At 73.5% G+C, this 16,970-nt stretch carries 17 protein-coding genes; 7 read left to right on the top strand and 10 right to left on the bottom strand.

What is annotated here, in order from left to right:
• The first annotated feature begins 1 nt into the window (after nt 1).
• Complete coding sequence (locus IGA62_RS14825) at nt 2-919, top strand: type IV toxin-antitoxin system AbiEi family antitoxin domain-containing protein (RefSeq protein ID WP_186500064.1); 918 nt, start codon at nt 2-4, stop codon at nt 917-919.
• Here IGA62_RS14825 and paaE read toward each other — a convergent pair.
• From paaE to paaA, 5 genes are read right to left on the bottom strand one after another with little or no spacing between them, the layout of a single operon-like run.
• Nucleotides 907-2,022, bottom strand: coding sequence for a 1,2-phenylacetyl-CoA epoxidase subunit PaaE (gene paaE, locus IGA62_RS14820; RefSeq protein WP_145820726.1), 1,116 nt, complete (start codon nt 2,020-2,022; stop codon nt 907-909). The two genes, IGA62_RS14825 and paaE, sit on opposite strands and share 13 nt — an antisense overlap.
• Nucleotides 2,019-2,501 carry a 1,2-phenylacetyl-CoA epoxidase subunit PaaD gene (paaD, locus tag IGA62_RS14815; protein ID WP_145820728.1) on the bottom strand — a complete coding sequence of 161 codons (483 nt, stop codon included), beginning with the start codon at nt 2,499-2,501 and terminating at the stop codon, nt 2,019-2,021. The genes paaE and paaD overlap by 4 nt, the downstream gene beginning before the upstream one ends.
• A 47-nt stretch (nt 2,502-2,548) precedes the next feature.
• The gene (gene paaC / locus IGA62_RS14810) at nt 2,549-3,301 is read right to left on the bottom strand and encodes a 1,2-phenylacetyl-CoA epoxidase subunit PaaC (protein ID WP_145820731.1); all 753 of its coding nucleotides are present in this window, start codon (nt 3,299-3,301) and stop codon (nt 2,549-2,551) included.
• A complete protein-coding gene (gene paaB, locus IGA62_RS14805) occupies nt 3,298-3,585 on the bottom strand; it encodes a 1,2-phenylacetyl-CoA epoxidase subunit PaaB (protein WP_091455081.1) in 288 nt (95 codons plus the stop codon). The genes paaC and paaB overlap by 4 nt, the downstream gene beginning before the upstream one ends.
• Complete coding sequence (gene paaA, locus IGA62_RS14800) at nt 3,582-4,652, bottom strand: 1,2-phenylacetyl-CoA epoxidase subunit PaaA (protein WP_145820733.1); 1,071 nt, start codon at nt 4,650-4,652, stop codon at nt 3,582-3,584. Before paaA ends, paaB begins: the two co-directional genes overlap by 4 nt.
• A gap of 367 nt (nt 4,653-5,019) precedes the next feature.
• Between paaA and IGA62_RS14795 the strand changes: the two genes are divergently transcribed.
• Together IGA62_RS14795 and IGA62_RS14790 are read left to right on the top strand one after the other, a co-directional pair.
• Nucleotides 5,020-5,958, top strand: coding sequence for a hypothetical protein (locus IGA62_RS14795; RefSeq protein ID WP_145820735.1), 939 nt, complete (start codon nt 5,020-5,022; stop codon nt 5,956-5,958).
• The gene (locus IGA62_RS14790) at nt 5,958-6,911 is read left to right on the top strand and encodes a serine hydrolase family protein (protein WP_145820737.1); all 954 of its coding nucleotides are present in this window, start codon (nt 5,958-5,960) and stop codon (nt 6,909-6,911) included. Before IGA62_RS14795 ends, IGA62_RS14790 begins: the two co-directional genes overlap by 1 nt.
• Before the next feature lie 31 nt (nt 6,912-6,942).
• Here IGA62_RS14790 and IGA62_RS14785 read toward each other — a convergent pair whose 3' ends face one another.
• A complete protein-coding gene (locus IGA62_RS14785; protein ID WP_145820739.1) occupies nt 6,943-7,791 on the bottom strand; it encodes a menaquinone biosynthetic enzyme MqnA/MqnD family protein in 849 nt (282 codons plus the stop codon).
• 33 nt (nt 7,792-7,824) lie between these two features.
• The gene (locus IGA62_RS14780; protein WP_190289288.1) at nt 7,825-9,180 is read right to left on the bottom strand and encodes an MFS transporter; all 1,356 of its coding nucleotides are present in this window, start codon (nt 9,178-9,180) and stop codon (nt 7,825-7,827) included.
• Between the two features lie 203 nt (nt 9,181-9,383).
• On the opposite strand from IGA62_RS14780, the gene IGA62_RS14775 reads away from it, so the two are divergent.
• From IGA62_RS14775 to IGA62_RS14760, 4 genes are all read left to right on the top strand, one after another.
• Nucleotides 9,384-11,426 (top strand): HelD family protein, encoded by a 2,043-nt coding sequence (locus tag IGA62_RS14775; protein WP_145820742.1) that lies wholly within the window; start codon nt 9,384-9,386, stop codon nt 11,424-11,426.
• A 29-nt stretch (nt 11,427-11,455) separates the two neighbouring features.
• Nucleotides 11,456-12,340 (top strand): ABC transporter ATP-binding protein, encoded by an 885-nt coding sequence (locus tag IGA62_RS14770; RefSeq protein WP_145820745.1) that lies wholly within the window; start codon nt 11,456-11,458, stop codon nt 12,338-12,340.
• 11 nt (nt 12,341-12,351) lie between these two features.
• Nucleotides 12,352-13,089 (top strand): ABC transporter permease, encoded by a 738-nt coding sequence (locus IGA62_RS14765; RefSeq protein ID WP_145820747.1) that lies wholly within the window; start codon nt 12,352-12,354, stop codon nt 13,087-13,089.
• A 108-nt stretch (nt 13,090-13,197) separates the two neighbouring features.
• Nucleotides 13,198-13,962, top strand: a complete 765-nt coding sequence (locus IGA62_RS14760) for a VOC family protein (protein ID WP_145820749.1) — start codon at nt 13,198-13,200, stop codon at nt 13,960-13,962.
• 3 nt (nt 13,963-13,965) lie between these two features.
• Here the strand turns inward: IGA62_RS14760 and IGA62_RS14755 are convergent, their stop codons facing one another.
• The 3 genes from IGA62_RS14755 to IGA62_RS14745 all read right to left on the bottom strand — a co-directional run bounded on the left by IGA62_RS14755 (nt 13,966) and on the right by IGA62_RS14745 (nt 16,924).
• Nucleotides 13,966-14,745 carry an ABC transporter ATP-binding protein gene (locus IGA62_RS14755; protein ID WP_232625078.1) on the bottom strand — a complete coding sequence of 260 codons (780 nt, stop codon included), beginning with the start codon at nt 14,743-14,745 and terminating at the stop codon, nt 13,966-13,968.
• 68 nt (nt 14,746-14,813) lie between these two features.
• Nucleotides 14,814-15,878 (bottom strand): FecCD family ABC transporter permease, encoded by a 1,065-nt coding sequence (locus IGA62_RS14750; RefSeq protein ID WP_190289287.1) that lies wholly within the window; start codon nt 15,876-15,878, stop codon nt 14,814-14,816.
• Nucleotides 15,879-15,985: 107 nt separating this feature from the next.
• The gene (locus tag IGA62_RS14745; RefSeq protein ID WP_145820753.1) at nt 15,986-16,924 is read right to left on the bottom strand and encodes an ABC transporter substrate-binding protein; all 939 of its coding nucleotides are present in this window, start codon (nt 16,922-16,924) and stop codon (nt 15,986-15,988) included.
• Nucleotides 16,925-16,970: the final 46 nt, after the last annotated feature.

Here is a 16,970-nt window from a genome sequence, read left to right as displayed (position 1 = left end):
TGTGGCCGATGACCTGTATCGCTATCCGGAGTTGCGCTCCGCCGGCAACACCCGTGGTGCCGTGCGGCACGCTGTCGAGGCTGGACGCCTTCGCCGGGTGACCCGGGGCATCTACACCGGCTCGAACCGCGAGCCTGGCGAGCAGTTGCGGGCCATGCTCATGCGGCTGCCGGCCGAGGCGGTGGTCGGTTTCCACACCGGAGCCCACCTGCACGGGTTCGGTGACGTGTCGCAGGATGACCTGCACGTGATCGTGCCGGCCGGGTCGGTCGTACCGAAGATCGCCGGGGTGGTCGCTCACGAGGTGGTGCTGCCGGTACCCGATCCGGTGATGGTCTCCGGCGTACCGGTCGCCCCGGCCGCCCGCTGCGCCATCGACCTGGCCCGCACGCTGCGGCGGATCGAGGCTCTGCCCATCCTCGATCTTGCGCTGCGATCCGGCGCTTGCCGGCCGGGCGACCTTGAGCGGGAAGTGAGGCGACACGGCCGGTTGCGCGGGGTGCGTCAGGCCCGACAACTCGTACCCCTGGCGGACGCGAGGTCGGAGTGCCGGCAGGAGAGCCAGCTACGTCTCGTGCTCGTCGACGGCGGCCTGCCTCCCCCCGAGCCGCAGATCCGGATCAGCGACGAGTGGGGACGCCGGACCTTCCGGCTCGACCTGGGCTACCGCGCCCACCAGGTCGGCGTCGAGTACGACGGCGGGTCCCACCTGACCCGCGAGCGCCTCCGGAGCGACCGCGCCAGGATGAACTGGCTGTCGGCCCACGGCTGGACCATGCGCTACTTCACCGATCGGGACCTCTACCTACGCCCGGATCACATAGTCCGAGAGGTCCGCCGAACCCTCGCGCTGGCCGACGCGACCCACCACCGGCGCTGGGGACCGGACCGGCGGTGGTCGACCGGTCAGGCGTCGTAGTCGATGACGACCTGGTCGGTGGTCGGGGAGGACTGGCAGGTCAGGACGTACCCGGCGGCCACCTCGTCCGGTTCGAGGGCGTAGTTGCGGGCCATCGACACCTCACCGGAGACGACCTTCGCCCGGCACGTCGAGCAGACCCCGCCCTTGCAGGCGTACGGCAGTTCACCCCGTACCTTCAGGGCGGCGTCGAGCACCCGCTGCTCGCGTCCCATGGTGAAGGTCGACGCCCGGCCGTCCAGCATGATGGTGACCTCGGCACCGGTTCCCGGCGCGTCGGCGGGGCGGCGTGGCGGCTCCGGTGGCGCGTCCACGTGGAACAGCTCGGTGTGCACCGCCGGCGCCGGGACGCCCCGGTCGGCCAGGACCGCCTTCGCGTCGACCACCATGCCGTACGGGCCGCAGAGGAACCACTCGTCGATCACCGCGCCGGGCACGATGCTGTCGAGCAGCCGGCCGAGCCGTTCGGCGTCGACACGCCCGGAGAGCAGGGGCGACTCGCCCGGCTCCCGGGAGAGCACGTGCACCAGGTGCAGCCGGGTGGGGTGACGGTCCTTCAGGTCGGCCAGTTCCTCGGCGAACATCACGGTGTTCGCCGTGCGGTTGCCGTACACCAGGGTGAACGTGCTGGCCGGTTCGACGGCCAGCGCGGTCGCGACCAGCGCGAGGACCGGGGTGATCCCCGACCCGGCCACCACCGCGCCGTAGTGGCGGACCCGGTCCGGCGCGAACGCCGTGGTGAAGTGCCCGAGCGGCGGCAGCACCTCGACGGTGTCGCCGGAGCGCAGCGCGCCGCAGGCGAAGGTGGAGAACGCTCCGCCGGGGACCTCGCGCACCCCGATCCGCAGCCGACCGTGCCGGGCCAGGTCGTCCGGGGTCGAGCAGATCGAGTACGACCGGCGCACCTCGGCGTCGTCGGCTCCGCCGTCGGGCAGCCGCACGGTGAGGTGCTGGCCGGCGCGGAACGCGAAGGTGTCCCGCAGTTCCTCGGGCACCGCGAAGGTGATCGCCACGGCGTCGTCGGTGAGCCGGTCGACGGCGGCGACCGGCAGCGGGTGGAAGACCGGCCGGCGACGGACCGGGCGGGTGATCGTGACAGTCACAGCGCCTTCAGGTGGTCGAAGGGTTCCTGACAGGACCGGCAGCGCCACAACGCCTTGCAGGCGGTGGAGCCGAACCGGCTGACCTGCTCGGTCTCCGGTGACCCGCACCGTGGGCAACGGACTGCCAGGGCCAGCGGCACGGGACCGTCGGCCCGGACCGGGGCCGGCGGGGCGATGCCGGCGGCGGCGAGCTTGGCCCGACCCGCGTCGGAGATCCAGTCGGTGCTCCAGGCCGGGCTGAGGATGGTACGGACCTCCGCGTCGGCGTGGCCGGCGGCGGTGAGCGCCCGGCGGATGTCGGCACGGATCACGTCCATCGCCGGGCAGCCGGTGTAGGTGGGGGTGATCGTCACGACGACCCGACCGGTGGCCGGGTCCTCGTCGACCGACCGCAGGATGCCCAGCTCGTCGATGGTGACCACCCGGATCTCCGGGTCCACCACCGCTGCCACGGCCGCCCTGGCGCCCGACGGTGCCACCGTCTGTTCCGCGACTGCGGGGACCCGCTGCGCTGCACTTCTCACGGTCACCACTTCGCCCCCGCGTGGGCGCGGTGCAGCACCTGCATCTCGGCGAGCAGGTACGACAGGTGCTCGGTGTGCACGCCGTCGCGACCGCCGGAGGGGCCCCAGCCGTCGGCCGGGCGGGTCAGCGTCGCGTCGGCGAGCACCGGCTCCACGGTCTCCCGCCACTGGTCCCGCAGGGTCGACGGGGCGGCGGCCAGCCCGGCCGCGTCCAGCCGGGCGGTCAGCTCGTCGGCGGCGAACAGCTCGTGGGTGTACGGCCAGATCTCGTCCACGGCCGCCTGCATCCGGCGGTGCGACTCCTCGGTGCCGTCACCGAGCCGCCGCACCCAGAGCGCGGCGTGGTCGAGGTGGTACGCGGACTCCTTGCGGGTCTTCGCGCCGATCGCGGCGAGCCGTTCGTCGGCGCACCCGGCCAGCGCGGTGTAGAGCGGGAGCTGGTAGGCGGCGAGGAGGAACAGCTTGGCCATGGTGACCGCGAAGTCGCCGTTGGGCAGCTCGACCAGCAGGCAGTTGCGGAACTCCCGGTCGTCGCGGAGGAACGCCAGCGCGTCCTCGTCCCGCCCGGCCCCCTCCAGCTCACCGGCGTAGGTCAGCAGCAACCGGGCCGCGCCGAGCTGGTCGAGGGCGATGTTGGCCAGCGCGACGTCCTCCTCCATCTCCGGTGCCCGGGTGGTCCACTCGGCGAGGCGCTGGGCCGCGACCAGGGCGTCGTCGCCGAGCCGGAGGGTGAACTCGTGCAGGTCGCGGTTCACAGGTGGGCCACCCCGTCCGGCACCTCGTAGAACGTGGGGTGGCGGTAGACCTTGTCGGCGGCCGGGTCGAAGAAGGCGTCCTTCTCGTCCGGGCTGGACGCGGTGATCGCACCGGCCGGAACCACCCAGATCGAGACTCCCTCCTGGCGACGGGTGTAGAGGTCCCGCGCGTTGCGCAGGGCCAGCTCGGCGTCGGGGGCGTGGAGGCTGCCGACGTGCGTGTGCGACAGGCCGCGCCGGGCGCGCACGAACACCTCCCACAGCGGGGACAGTTCCTGACTCATGCGGCGACCCGCTCCTTCTTCCGCTCCGCCTGCTTGGCCGCGTACGCCGTGGCGGCCTCGCGCACCCAGGCCCCGTCGGTGTGGGCGCGGCGGCGGTGTTCGATCCGCTGCCGGTTGCACGGTCCCTCGCCCTTGATGACCCGCATCAGTTCGGCGTAGTCGGGCTGGGTGAAGTCGTACGCCTGCCGCTGCTCGTTCCAGCGCAGGCCGTCGTCGGGCAGGGTCAGGCCGAGGATCTCGGCCTGCTGCACGCACATGTCGACGAAGCGCTGGCGCAGTTCGTCGTTGGAGAAACGCTTGATCTTCCAGGCCATGGACTGCGCGGAGTGGGTGGAGTCACCGTCCGGCGGGCCGAACATGGCCAGGGACGGGTACCACCAGCGGTCGACGGCGTCCTGGGCCATCGCCTTCTGGGCCGGCGTGCCGTGCGCGAGGGTGTGCAGGATCTCGTAGCCCTGCCGCTGGTGGAAGGACTCCTCCTTGCAGACCCGGATCATCGCCCGCGCGTACGGGCCGTACGAGCAGCGGCACAGCGGCACCTGGTTGACGATCGCGGCGCCGTCCACCAGCCAGCCGATCGCGCCGACGTCGGCCCAGGTCAGGGTCGGGTAGTTGAAGATCGAGCTGTACTTCTGCCGGCCCGAGACGAGCATCTCGACCAGTTCGTCGCGGCTGGCCCCGAGGGTCTCGGCGGCGGAGTAGAGGTAGAGCCCGTGCCCCGCCTCGTCCTGCACCTTGGCCAGCAGGATCGCCTTGCGCTTGAGCGACGGGGCCCGGCTGATCCAGTTCCCCTCCGGCTGCATGCCGATGATCTCGGAGTGGGCGTGCTGGGCGATCTGCCGGATCAGCGTCTTCCGGTACGCCTCGGGCATCCAGTCGCGGGGCTCGATCTTCTGGTCGGCCGCGATCACCTCGGCGAAGTACGCCTCCAGGTCGGTGCCGGGTGGGGCACCGTCGGGACGCCCCCGGGCGGCGGCCTCCCGCAGGGCCGCCTCCGCCGCCTCGACCTGATCGAGCAGGCCCCCGCCGGGGGCCTCGTCCGGGTTCGCGAAGTCGTTGCCGTACACGGTTCAAGTGTTACAGCTCCCCGTAGCGTGCGCTAGAGGGATGTAACAGCGATCAGGACCGGACGGCCCGCCGCCGGACGACCACCTCCAGCCCGACCGAGCAGGAGAACCGGCAGACAGTGGGACATGTCACACCGCAGAACCCGAACAAAATGCACCAATGCGCTGGATGTCCCGGTTTTCGGCGCGTCGGCCGGCCACGGGTTCTGGCGCGTCCGGGTTCCAGACGTAGACTTTGCCGGTCACACCGATCGGTTGCGGGCGAACGCCGTCCCCGACAGGCCGCATCCCCCGGCCTCGGCCGTCCCGCCGACACACATCGGAAAAGCTGGTCCCCCGGCCCTGACTTCTGGGAGTTCGCCCACTCATGCGTCCCCGCGTGACCCTGGTGCTCGCCGTCCTGGCGGTTCTGCTCGGTGGCGGCATGCTGGTCCCCGCCGCATACGCCCGCCTCGCCGATGACGACGGCGGCTCGGGCGGCGGCCCGGAGAGCGTCGCGGTTCCGCCGCCCGCCGCACCACAGCCGCCCACCCTGACGAACGCCCCCGTGTCGGTGCCCTTCGACGGCAAGTACTTCTCCTGGGCGCTGATGGACCGGGAGACCGGCACCATCTCGGGCGCGAAGAACCTCACCACCACCAACTCCACCGAGTCGATGATCAAAACCTGGATCGTCGCCGACTACCTGCGCCGTCTCGGTGACGCGCCACTCCCCGCCGAGCGACGCAAGCAGGCCGTCGTCGCGATCCGGGACAGCAACGACACCGCCGCCCAGTCGCTCTACCGCGCCGGCGGCAGCCGGGCCGTCCTGGAACGGCTGATCAGCTTGTGCAAGCTGACCGACACCCGGATCGACGCGCAGGCCAAGTGGGCGTACACCCAGATGTCGCCCCGGGACGCGGTCCGGATGGGCGACTGCATCGCCGACGGCACGGCTGCCGGCCCGAAGTGGACGCCGTTCCTGCTGAAGGAGATGGCCAGCGTCCGGGGCACCACCGCCCCCGAGGACCAGCAGCTCAAGGAGGGCGGCGGCCGGTGGGGGATCATCGACGGCCTGCCCCCGTCGATCACCGCCCAGGGCCCGGTCAGCATCAAGAACGGCTGGACCATGCTCTGGGCGGACCTCCAGTGGCACCTGAACTGTCTGGCCGTGACCGACAAGTGGAGTCTCGCGGTGATGATGCGGTACCCGAAGGACCACGGGCTGGACTACGGCGCGCAGGTCTGCCAGAGCGTGACCACGCAGCTCGTCACCCCGCAGCCGGGTGCCGCGCTCAAGGTCCCTCAGCCGGTGGCGAAACCCTGATGGCGGGCAACCGCCGGGCCACCCGGTCGGGCGGCGGCGATCCCTCGCCGCTGCGGCTGATCGGCGTCGCCGTCGTCCTGATCGGGCTGGTGCTGGTCGCCCTCCGGCTGCTGCCCGGATCGCCCTTCGAGTCGGACGTCGCCGCCCGCTGGGGCGTCAGCGGCGACCCGGCCGCACGGGTCACCGACGGGGCCACCGACCGCAGCACGCGCAGCACCCCCACGCCGACCCCGTCGCCCGAGCCGCCACCGCTGCCGCTGCGGCCGACCACGGTCAAGCTGGACGCCGAGGGCTGGTGGAGCTGGAGCCTGCTGGACACCCGGACCGGCGAGATCGCCGGCTCGGCGAACATGAGCGAGACCAACACCACCGCCTCGCTGATCAAGGCCTGGATCGTCGCGGACTACCTGCGTCGCGCCGACGAGGCCGGTCGCACGGTGAGCGAGGCGAAGCTCGACGACGCGACCAGGATCATCCGGGACAGCGACAACACCCGGACCCAGCAGTTCTACGAAACCCTCGGCGGCGCGCCCTCGATCAGGCGGCTGATCACCACGTGCAAGCTGACCGACAGCAGTCCGGCCGCCGACGGGGGCTGGAGCCGGACCAACCTCTCCGCCCGGGACACCGCCCGGATGGGGGCCTGCATCGCCGACGGCCGGGCCGCCGGCCCGGAGTGGACCGACTGGCTGCTCAACGAGATGAAGCTGGTCCGGGGCACCGGTGACTTCGGCATCCGCAAGGCGTTCCCGACCGCCGAGCAGAAGCGGATCGCCATCAAGAACGGCTGGGTCGACCGGACCCGCGAGCAGGAGATCCACGTCAACTGCCTGGCCATCGGGGAGGGCTGGACCATGGGCGTGATGGTCCGCTACCCGATCAACCTGGGCTACGAGTACGGCATGGACAACTGCGAGAAGGTCGCCGAGCAGCTCCGGGCGGCCGCCACCTGACCTCGTCGGGACGGCCGCCGGGGCGTCTCCCTCAGCCGGCGAAGAACTCCGGACCGCCGGCCGGCAACGCCGGGGCCTCGCCCGCCTCGGCGGCACGGCGGGCGAACTCCCGCAATCCCGCGACCTGGCGGTCCCCGAGGGAGAAGTCCAACACCCGGAAGTACGACGCCAGCGTCTCCGCGTCGAACGGCTCCCACCGGGCGGCGGAGGCCGCGACGTCGTCCAGCTCGGCCAGGCAGAGGTCACGCGAGCGCAGGAACGCCTCGTGCACCCCCTTGACCAGGCCCGGGTGGGCGGCGGCGAAGTCCCGGCGGACCGCCCAGACGGCGAAGACCATCGGCAGGCCGGTCCACTCCCGCCAGGCCTGCCCGAGGTCGGTCACCGCCAACCCGCGCCGCGGCGCCTCGTAGAGGGCGCGCAGCGCCACGTCGCCGATCAGCACCCCGGCGTCGGCCTCCAGCAGCATCTGCGTCAGGTCGGGCGGGCAGCGGAAGTACTCGGGATGCACGCCGTACCGCTCACCGAGCAGCAGCTGGGCCAGCAGCACCCCGGTCCGCGAGGTGGAGCCGAGGGCCACCCGGCGGCCGTCCAGCTCGGTCAACGGCCTGGTCGAGACCACGTTGACCGAGAGCACCGGGCCGTCGCTGCCGACCGCCAGGTCGGGCAGAAGCAGCAGTTCGTCGGCGTGGCGCAGGTACTCCACGTGCGAGATGGGCCCGATGTCCAGGTCACCGGCGACCAGCGCGGCGCTGAGCCGGTCCGGCGAGTCCTTGTGCAGGTCGACGTCGATCAGCGCGCCGGAGCGCATCAGACCCCAGTAGATCGGCAGGCAGTTGAGGAACTGGATGTGCCCGACCCGGGGGCGTGCGACGCGGTCCATGCCCCGACCGTAACCCCGCCGGGAACCGCCGGCTCACCGGGCGGGGGCGGGAGTGGCCAACCCCGCACCGCCGGCCGCGTCGTCGACCGGGCCGTCCGCCGTCGGGTCGGCAGCCGGGCTGTCCGGCGCGGCGGGCGGGCCGCCCGGGGCCGGTCGGTGCCGACGGTCGGCGCGGACCGCACGCGCGACCGGCGCCACGGCGACGGCCACCACCAGCAGGCCCGCCACGCCGCAGGCGGCGACCAGCAGACGGGGCGCGGCCACCGCCATCGCGAGCCCGCCGACCAGGTAGCCGACCATCGCGGCCCCCTGGGTGGCCCCGCCGAAGACCGCGAAGGCCCGGCCCCGGTTCGCCTCGGGCACCCGGCGGACCAGCAGGAGGTTGTTCAGCACGCTGTCGCCGCCGTTGGCCACCCCGCCCAGCAGCCAGCACGGCACCACCAGCAGCGCGATCGGCACCGCCGCCCCGGCCAGGACCATCAGACAGCAGACGGCCAGCAGGACCAGCCCGCCCCAGAGCAGCGTGACGTCGTCGGTGAACCGGGGGGCCAACCGGGCCAGGAGCCACGCCCCGGGCAGGATGCCGAGCGGCCAGGCCGCGGTGACCACGCCGAACACGGTCGCGGAGGCGTCCAGGGTCTCCCGGAGGTAGAAGACCTCGACCACCCCGAGCGCACCGAGCGCGCCGACCACCGCGGCCATCGTGGCCACCATCGCCACCAGCAACGGATCGCTCCGCAGCCGCCACGCCGGTGCGGGGCGGTCGGGCCCGGACGCCACCGACGACACGGACCGGGAGCCACCCCGGCGGGTACGGATCACCAGCCCGGCCAGCACCAGCGCGAGGTAGCTGGCAGCGTCGACGAGCAGGGGCACCCGGGTGCCGAACTGCCCCACCAGCAGCCCGGCCAGGGCCGGGCCGCCGAGCATGCCGATGGTGGCGGCGGTCTGGTTGAACGCGCTGGCCCGGGGGAAGTCCTCGGCGCGGACCATCGCGGGCAGCAGCGCGGCCAGCACGGGCTGGGTCACCGCGAGACCGCTGGCGAGCAGCGCCACCAGCGCGACGATCAGGACGGGGTGCCCGGCGTACGCGAGGCCCAGACAGACCGCCGCCTGGGCCAGCCCGGCACCGACCAGCAGGGTGCGACTGTCCACCCGGTCGGCCAGTCGCCCGGTCAGCGGGGCGAGAACCACCAGCGGCAGCGTCGCGGCGAGCAGCAGCGCCGACACCGCCAGCCCACCGGCCCCGGCGGACTGGAGCGCCAGGGTCAGCGCGGTGGCGGCGAGGAAGTCCCCGCAGGTCGAGACGCCCCGGGCGACGGTCGCGAAGCCGACGTCGGACCAGCGGGAGGAGGGCGGGCACGCCGACAGCGCGGAGGGGGAGGGCATTTCGCGGAACGTAGTGGGGCGCGCCCTGCCGGGACAACCGGTTAACCCGGAATATTCGGCGGCTGTGGCGGGTGGCTGGGCGTAGACTCTTCGTTCCGCCGACGGCCGCGGTGATCGAGCACCGCAGCGGACGTCCCGCGCCGACCGCACGGTCGGAAACGCGAGCGGCAGTGTCTTCTCCCCCGTGTCGAGGAGTACGTCGGATGTCCCTGCACGCCCCCGTGTCCCTGGCGGCCGAACTCGCCGCCGAGCAGGCCCACCTGGCCGCGTCCCGTACGGCGCTGCGCCGGATGCGCGAACGCGCCGAGGTCCTCTTCGCCGGTGGCGACAAGGTCGCCGGCGACGCCTACACCGCCGAACAGCTCGGTCGGCACATGGCCCGGCGGGTGGCGGAACTCGCCGACGATCCCACCACCCCGCTCTTCTTCGGTCGCCTGGACTTCGGGGACACCGACCCGGACCACGCCGGGCACCGGTACCACGTCGGGCGGCGGCACGTCACCGACGAGGACGGCGAGCCGCTGGTGCTGGACTGGCGGGCCCCGGTCTCCCGGTCGTTCTACCGGGCCAGCGCCCGCGAGCCGCAGGGCGTGGCGACCCGACGCCGGTTCGGTTTCAGCGCCGGCACGCTGACCAGCTTCGAGGACGAGCACCTCGACCGGGGCGAGGAACTCGGCACCACCAGCCGGATCCTGACCGCCGAGATCGAACGCCCCCGTGTGGGACCGATGCGGGACATCGTCGCCACCATCCAGCCCGAGCAGGACGAACTGGTCCGCGCCGACCTGGCCGACTCGATCTGCGTGCAGGGCGCGCCGGGCACCGGCAAGACGGCCGTCGGCCTGCACCGGGCCGCGTACCTGCTCTACCTGCACCGGGAACGGCTGCGGCGGTCCGGGGTCCTGATCGTCGGCCCGAACCGGGCGTTCCTGTCGTACATCGCGGCGGTGCTGCCCGCGCTCGGCGAGGTCGAGGTGGAGCAGGCCACCGTGGAGGACCTGGTCGCCCGGGTCACCGTCCGGGCGGTCGACGACCCGGCGGTGGCGACGCTCAAGCACGACCCGCGGATGGCGGAGGTGCTGCGCCGGGCGGTCGGGGCGCACGTGGGCGAGCCGACCGAGCCGATCGTGGTCTCGGACGGGTCGTTCCGCTGGCGGATCGGGCTGGACCCGCTGCACCGGGTGGTCGAGGAGACCCGCCGGGAGGGGCTGCCGTACGCCACCGGGCGGGAACGGGTCCGGGCCCGGGTGGTGGGGCTGCTGCAACGGCAGGCCGAGGCGCGGCGGGCCGAGTCACCGGGCGACGCCTGGCTGCGCCGGATGGGCCGGGCCCGGCCGGTCACCGCGTTCCTCGACGCGGTCTGGCCGGTGCTCACCCCGGAGGGGCTGGTGCACCGGCTGCTCGCCGACCCCGGGTTCCTGGCCGAGGCGGCCGACGGCCTGCTCGGCCCGGCCGAACAGGCCCTGCTCACCTGGGCGAAGCCGGCCCGGACGCCGAAGGCGACCCGGTGGAGCGCCGCCGACGCGGTCCTGGTCGACGAGGCCGCCGGTCTGATCGAACGCCCGACCGGCTACGGACACGTGGTGGTGGACGAGGCGCAGGACCTCTCCCCGATGCAGTGCCGGGTGATCGCCCGGCGCAGCGAGCACGGCTCGGTCACCCTCCTCGGTGACCTGGCCCAGGGCACCGCCCCGTGGGCCGCCACCGACTGGCGGGAGACCCTCGCCCACCTGGGCAAGCCGGACGCGGCGGTGGTGCCGCTGACCATCGGCTTCCGGGTGCCGGCCGTGGTGGTGGCGTTCGCCAACCGGCTCCTCCCGGCGCTCGCCGTGGACGTACCACCGGCCGAGTCGCTGCGCCGCGACGGCGCGCTCGACGTGCGTACCGTGACCGACCTGGCGGCGGCGACGGTGGCCGAGGTGCGCGCCGCGCTGGCCCACGACGGCTCGGTCGGGGTGATCGCCGCCGACGACGCGGTCGACAGCCTGCGCGCCGCCCTGGACGCGGCCGGCGTGCCGACCGGCGGCGCGGACGACGTCGAGGCCGCCGCGAGGGTCACCGTCGTCCCAGCTACGCTGGTCAAAGGCTTGGAGTACGACCACGTGGTGGTCGTCGAGCCGGCGGCGATCGTCGCCGCGGAGCCGCGTGGCCTGCACCGCCTCTACGTGGTGCTCACCCGGGCGGTCTCCCGCCTCGCCGTCCTGCACACCACTGGCCTCCCCGCCCCCCTCACCGAACCGGCGTAGCGCGGCGGGCTCACCCCCGAGGAGCCGCGATGGTCGTCGCCCGTGCCCGACAACTCACCCGCCGCTACGGTGACGTGCTCGCTCTCGACCGGGTCGACCTCGACGTCCACGCCGGTGAGCTGGTCGGCCTGCTCGGGCCGAACGGCGCGGGCAAGAGCACCCTGCTCAACCTGCTGGTGGGGCTGCGCCGTCCGACGTCCGGACAGGTGGAACTCTTCGGCGGCGATCCCCGTCTGCCGGCGAACCGCCGGCAGGTGGGGGTGACCCCGCAGGAGACGGGTCTGCCCGGCACGCTGCGCGTCGGCGAGGTGGTGGACTTCGTCTCCGCGCACTACCCCGACCCGCTGCCCCGGGCGGAGCTGCTCGACCGGTTCGGCCTGACCGACCTCCACCGGCGCCAGACCGGCGGCCTCTCCGGCGGGCAGCGTCGCCGGCTCGCGGTGGCGCTGGCCTTCGTCGGCCGGCCCCGGCTGGTGATGCTGGACGAGCCGACCACCGGCCTGGACGTGGAGGCCCGCCGCACCCTCTGGGACGGCATCCGGCACTTCCACGACGAGGGTGGCACCGTCCTGCTGACCAGCCACTACCTGGAGGAGGTCGAGGCGCTGGCACACCGGGTGGTGGTGGTCGGGCAGGGCCGGGTGCTCGCCGACGACACCGTCACCGCGATCCGGGCGGTGGTCGGCATCCGCCGGGTCAGCCTGGTCGCCGACGATCTGCCACCGCTGCCGGGCGTGGTCGGGACGGAACGCGCCGACGGCCGCGTCCACCTGCTCACCAACGACGCCGACCAGCTCGTCCGCGACCTGGTCCGGGCCGAGGTGCCCTTCCGCGACCTGGAGGTCCGGCCCACCTCGCTCGAGGAGGCGTTCCTCACCATCACCACTCCCGCCGGCCAGCCGGCCACCGCCTGAGGAGGCCGACCGTGCGACTCGTCCTCGTGCACACCCGCTACCAGTTGCTGGAGAGCTTCCGGATCCCGATCGCGGTGGTCGGCAGCGCGTTCTTCCCGGCCGTGGCGATGCTCTTCTTCGTGGTGCCCTTCGCCGGGGACGACCCGGTCGGCGCCACCTTCGCCACCGCGTCGATGGTGACCTTCGCGGTGATGAGCACCAACATCTTCCAGTACGGCGTCGGAGTCGCCGAGGACCGTGCCCAGCCCTGGGACCCGTACACCCGGACCCTGCCGGTGGGACCGCTGCCCCGCTTCGCCGGGCGGGTCATCGCCGGTCAGGTGATGACCCTGGTCTCGCTGCTTCCGGTGGTGCTGATCGCGGCGGTCGCCACCGAGGCCCGGGTCAGCGCGGCCGGGTTCCTCGCCGCCGTCGCGACCCTGCTCGTGGTGGCGGTGCCGTTCGCCCTGCTCGGGCTGGCCATCGGGTACGCGCTGCCGAGCAAGGCCGCGATCGTGGTGGCGCAGGTGGTCTTCTTCCCGCTCGCCTTCGGCGGCGGACTGCTCTCCGCCCCCGGTCAGGCGCCGGCCTTCGTGGAGACGGTGGCACCCTTCCTGCCGACCCGGGGCGCGGCCGAGCTGATGTGGGCGGCGGTCGGCGACTTCCGCCCCGACGCGGTGTCACTGGTGATGCTCGGGGTCTGGATCGTGGTCCTGACGGCACTGGCCGCGTGGGCGTACCGACGGGACGAGGGTCGACGCTTCCGGTGAGCGGCGGTTCCTGAGGTTCTGCCCGGTTCCCCGGACGCGGCCCGCCTGCCGGTGTGAGGATGCCGGCAGGGCGTGCCGCCGGGGTGCGCCCCGGCGAGAGGGGGTGCGGTGCACGGTTCCGCGCCACCGGGTACGCCCTGCTGGGCCGACCTGGCCACCCCCGACCTGGCGGACGCGCGGCGCTTCTACCCGGAGCTGTTCGGCTGGACCGCGCACGTCACGCCGGAGCCCGAGGCACAGGGGTACACGATCTTCCGGCACGGCGGTCGGGCGGTCGCCGGTGCGGGGCCGCCGGCCGCCCCGGACCAGGTGCCGATCTGGTCCACGTACGTGGCCACGGACGACGCGGACCTGCTCGCCGGCCGGGTCACCGCGGCGGGGGGCCTGGTGTTCGTCCCGCCGTTCGAGGTCTTCGACCAGGGCCGGATGGCGGTCTTCAGCGATCCGGCGGGGGCGGTGCTGTCGGTGTGGCAGCCGATGGCGATGCCCGGCGCGGAGTTGCTCGGCGCCCCGGGCTCGATGGCCTGGAACGAGCTGGTGACCCCCGACCCGGAGCGGGCGAAGGTCTTCTACGAGCTGGTATTCGGCTGGCACCCGGAGGAGCAGCGGATGGACGGCCGGTACACCGGCTGGCGGCTCGGGGAGCGGATCGTCGCGGGCATGATGCCGCCGCTCGGGGACGGTTTCCCGGCCGACCTGCCGGCGTACTGGGCGGTGTACTTCGCGGTGGACGACGCCGACGCGACCGCCGACCGCGCGGTCCGGCTCGGCGGGGAGGTGCTGGTGCCGCCCGGGGACGCCCCACCGGGCCGGTACGCCGCCCTCCGCGACCCGCAGGGCGCGCTCTTCTCCGTCGTCGCGGCGGCCGGATAGCGGTCAGGACGTCGTGGACGGCGACCGGGCGGGACGCACCGGCACCACCAGGGGACCGTGGGTGCCGTCCACGACCCGGACCCGGGCCCGGTAGTGCGTGGCGAGCAGTTCCTCGGTGAGCACCTCGCGGGGAGCGCCGGTGGCGACCGCCCGCCCCTCGGCGACCAGCACCAGGCGGTCGGCGTACTCGCCGGCGACGGTGAGATCGTGCATGGTGGCGAGCACGGTCAGCCCGTGCGCGTGCCGGAGCTGGTCGACCAGCTCGAGTACCTCCTGCTGGTGGCCGATGTCCAGGGCGCTGGTCGGCTCGTCGAGCAGCAGCAGGGTGGCCCCCTGCGCCAACGCCCGCGCCAGGAAGACCCGCTGCCGTTCCCCGCCGGAGAGGGTGGCCAGCTCGCGGCGGGCGAAGCCGGCCAGGTCCAGCCGGTCGAGCACCTCGTGCACGGCGGTCAGGTCGGCGGCGGACTCCCGGCCCAGCGGCGGGATGTACGGGGTCCGCCCGAGCAGCACGTAGTCGAACACCGACATGCCGGCCGGGACGGCCGGGGACTGCGCGACCGTGGCCACCACCCGGGCCCGCTCGCGGCGGCGCAGGGCCACGCTGGGCGTACCGAACAGGGAGATGGCGCCGGACGTGGGCAGCAGGCCGCCGACGGCGCGCAGCAGGGTGGACTTCCCCGCGCCGTTCGGGCCGATCACGGTGACCCACTCGCCGGCGGCGACGGTCAGGTCCACGCCGGTGAGGATCGGGACGCCGTCCAGGCTGACGTGCAGCCCCCGCACCTCGACGGCGGGGGCTGCGCCGGCATCCGCCGGGCCGTCGGTGCCCGCCCGGACGGGCCGGTCGGCGCTCACGTGAGCACCCGGCGGGCGGTCCGCAGCACCAGGACGAAGAACGGCCCGCCGAGCAGGGCGGTGACCACGCCGATCGGCACCTCGGCGGGGGCGGCGGCGGTCCGGGCGATCACGTCGGTCAACGCCAGGAACGCCCCGCCGAAGAGCATCGACAGTGGCAGGATCGCCCGGTAGCTGGAGCCGGCGAGCAGCCGTACGGTGTGCGGCACGATGATCCCCACGAAGCCGATCAGGCCGGAGGCGGAGACGGCGGCGGCGGTGCCGAGCGAGGCGGCGGCGACCAGCAGGTAGCGGGAGCGCTGCGGGTGCAGGCCCAGGCTGCTGGCCTCGTCGTCACCGAGGGCGAGCACGTCGAGTTCGCGCCGGTGCAGCAGCACCACCACGGCGGTCAGCACGAAGTACGGCAGCACCAGCAGCACGTCGTGCCAGCCGGCGGTGGCCAGCCGCCCGAGCAGCCAGGAGTAGACCTGCTGGATGTTGTCCGAGTTACGTTGCAGCACGAAGGTCTGGCCGGCGGAGAGGACCGCCGAGACCGCCACCCCGGCCAGGATCAGGGTGGCCGGCGAGCGGTCGCGCCCTCCGGCGGCTCCGAGCAGGTACGTCATCGCCACCGCCCCCAGCGAGCCGACGAACGCGGCCAGCGGGACGGCGAACGGCAGCCGGGTCAGCGCGCCGTCCGCGCCGCCGAGGGCGATCACCGCGGTGACCGCCAGGCCCGCGCCGGCCGCCACCCCCAGCAGGTACGGGTCGGCCAGCGGGTTGCGGAAGACGCCCTGATAGCAGCCGCCGGCCAGGGCGAGCAGCCCACCGACGAGCAGACCGAGCACCGCGCGGGGCAGCCGCAGCTCGGTGATGATCGCGATCTCGCGCTCGGTGAGCCCGCTGTCGAGGCGTACCCCGGGGATCAGGTTGAGAAGTTCGAGCGCGACGCTGCCGGGCGGCAGGCTGACCGGGCCGAACGACACTCCGGCGACGAGCGCGACCAGGACGGCGGCGATCCCGGCGGCCAGCCACGGCAGGCGCAGCCCGGCCGGCCGGGCCCCCGCCCGACCGGCCGCCACCGCCGAACCCGCCCCGCCCCGGTCTGCGGAGCCGCCTCGGTGTGAGGAGGGGTCCCCTGTTACCGCTTTTTGCACTGGAGGGGACCCCTGCTACCAACTCGGCACGGTCACGCGACCGGCGCCTTGGCGACGGCGTCGACGATCGCGCGGAGCAGGTCGACCACGCGCGGCCCCCATCGCGAGGCGATGTCGTCGTCGAGCGGGACGATCTGGTTGTTCTTCACGGCGGTGAGGCCGGCCCAGCCGCCGCGCGCCCCGACCGTCTGCGCGCTCTGCTGGCAGCACTTGGTGTCGGCCAGGAAGATGAAGTCCGGGTCGGCGGAGACGATGACCTCCTGGGAGAGCTGCGGGTAGCCGCCGCTCTTGCCGTCGGCGTCGGACGCGTCGGCGATGTTCTCCAGCCCGACCAGCGCGTACAGCGAACCGATGTAGGTCTTGCTGGTCGCGGTGTACAACTCCGGGCCCAGCTCGTGGTAGTAGGTGAGCTTCTCGGCGCGCTTCGGCAGGTCCTTGACCAGCTTGGCGATGTCGTCCTTTATCCGCCGGGTCAGGTCGGCCGCCCCGTCGACCTGACCGGTGAGCTGGCCCAGCTCGCCGATCTGCCGGTACGTGTCGTCGAGGGTCTGCGCCGCCGGGGTGAGGTGGACCGGGATCTTCAGCGCGGTGAGCTGGTCGACGATCTTGTTCATGTCGTCGGAGAGCACGACGAGGTCCGGGTTCTTCGCGGAGATCGCCTCGGCGTTCGGCTGGAAGCCGGAGAGGTCGGTCTTCGGTGCCTCCGGCGGGTGGTTCGACCGCTCGTCGACCGCGGTGACCTGCGCGCCCGCACCGATGGCGAAGAGCATCTCGGTGGCGGTGGCGGAGAGCGAGACGATCTTCTCGGGCCGCTTCTCCAGGGTCAGGTTGCCGACCGTGACCGGGAACTGTCCGGCTGCGCCGCTCGCGCCGGCGTTCGGCTCGTCGGTGTCCGGCTCGGCGCAGGCACCGAGCGCGAGCGCGGTGACCGCGAGCGCCACGGTGAGGAGCCGGGGGGTACGTCGTGTCATCTGGCCTCCTGTCGGTCGAGGAGTGTGCTTCGCCGACAGGGGCCGA

Source organism: Micromonospora sagamiensis (genome assembly GCF_014680085.1).
Lineage (GTDB): Bacteria > Actinomycetota > Actinomycetes > Mycobacteriales > Micromonosporaceae > Micromonospora > Micromonospora inyonensis.
This window is presented reverse-complemented; position numbering and strand designations above follow the sequence as displayed.